The sequence below is a fragment of the Mariniflexile gromovii genome (assembly GCF_017814435.1).
Classification (GTDB): Bacteria; Bacteroidota; Bacteroidia; order Flavobacteriales; family Flavobacteriaceae; genus Mariniflexile; species Mariniflexile gromovii.
The window spans coordinates 1-1,473 of record NZ_JAGJCB010000049.1; the positions used below are offsets into that span (position 1 = coordinate 1).

1 protein-coding gene is annotated in these 1,473 nt (G+C 32.7%); it reads left to right on the forward strand.

The features are described from left to right. Positions 1-570: 570 nt before the first annotated feature. On the forward strand, positions 571-1,329 hold the full coding sequence (locus tag J8H85_RS18830; RefSeq protein ID WP_209657244.1) for an NADAR family protein: 759 nt from the start codon (positions 571-573) through the stop codon (positions 1,327-1,329). The last annotated feature ends 144 nt before the right edge of the window (positions 1,330-1,473 follow it).

The window sequence follows — 1,473 nt, forward strand, 5'->3', positions numbered from 1 at the left end:
CTATTGAAATTAACAACAAGACCATCATAAGTCCATTGGATACTTTATTAAAAAGCAATATATTGCATACATAAACGATATAACTACAATAGAATTGGTACTTATTGTGGTTATACAATTGTTGTGTTTCATTGCGGAACGCACTCATAACGAGAAAAAAACCTAGTTTATTTTTCGATTTTTTTTTGAATTTTAAGCAAGTAAAAACAGAAAAATAATATTGCGGAACTTCAAATATTACGTTGGATTCTCACTCAAACGTGAAATTAAAATCTCATCGGACTTTTAGCTTGTTTGCGGAATAGAAAATCAAAAAACATCTGACTGACCAAAGCGGTGCGCAACTGTTGCGGCGGACTGATCAACGAAACGCTAAAAAAAAGAATTTGACAACGTACCAAAACTGTAAGAAAAAAAACAACGAAAACACAACACCGTATATAAAAAATTGCTAGTTTTATCCTAAACCAATGTTAGTTGCTTTGTTTGCTAGCTTCTGATTTTCCTTCGGAAAATCCTCGCACACAAACACGCAACTTTCCATATACATCAACGTTGCCATTAATTAGAATGAACTATACAAACGAGAAAATAATTGAACGATTTGAATCAGGAGAAAACCTGAAATTCCTACTTTTTTGGGGACACACAAAATCTGATTTAATAACTAAATCTTGTTTCAGTCAATGGTACGAATCCAAGTTTAAGGTTAACGGAGTTGAATATCAAACAGCCGAACATTTTATGATGGCTGAAAAGGCTTTGTTGTTTAAAGACAAAGATATCTACGAACAAATAATCAAAAGCTCAAAAGCGGGAAAAGTAAAAGAACTTGGCAGAAAAGTTAAAAACTTCAATCAACGAATTTGGGAAGAAAATAGATTTGAAATAGTGGTAAGAGGTAATTTCCACAAGTTTAGTCAAAACCCGAAGTTATCGGAATTTTTAAAAAATACAAACGAGCGAATATTGGTTGAAGCAAGTCCAGTAGATAATATTTGGGGAATTGGACTCGCACAGAATAATGAAGACGCTGAAAATCCATACTTTTGGAATGGACTGAATTTACTCGGATACGCTTTAATGGAAACAAGAGACATTATTAATAAAATTGGAGAATTTCAAGCTCTTGAAAAACCAGTTTTACCACCTTGGTTAGCACATCCCGAAATTGACAGGTATAGCATTGGTTGGAGAATGGGATATGGAGAAGGACATATAGATGATTTGTTAGTTTATTTAGAAAATCTGTCTGATTCTGAAAAAGTCATTTATGAATTGACCTATCCAGAAAATGAAGAATGGAAAGGATGGTATAAAAATGGATAAAAAACTAATGGCAACACCGTGTCCTATGAAAAGCACTAGCCTAGTTCTTCAAAGTTAATATTTATATTTTAATTATCTCATAATGATGATTCTGTGGTGTTGGAATGTTGATAATTCCGATAGGATTATCAATATTTCAATGGC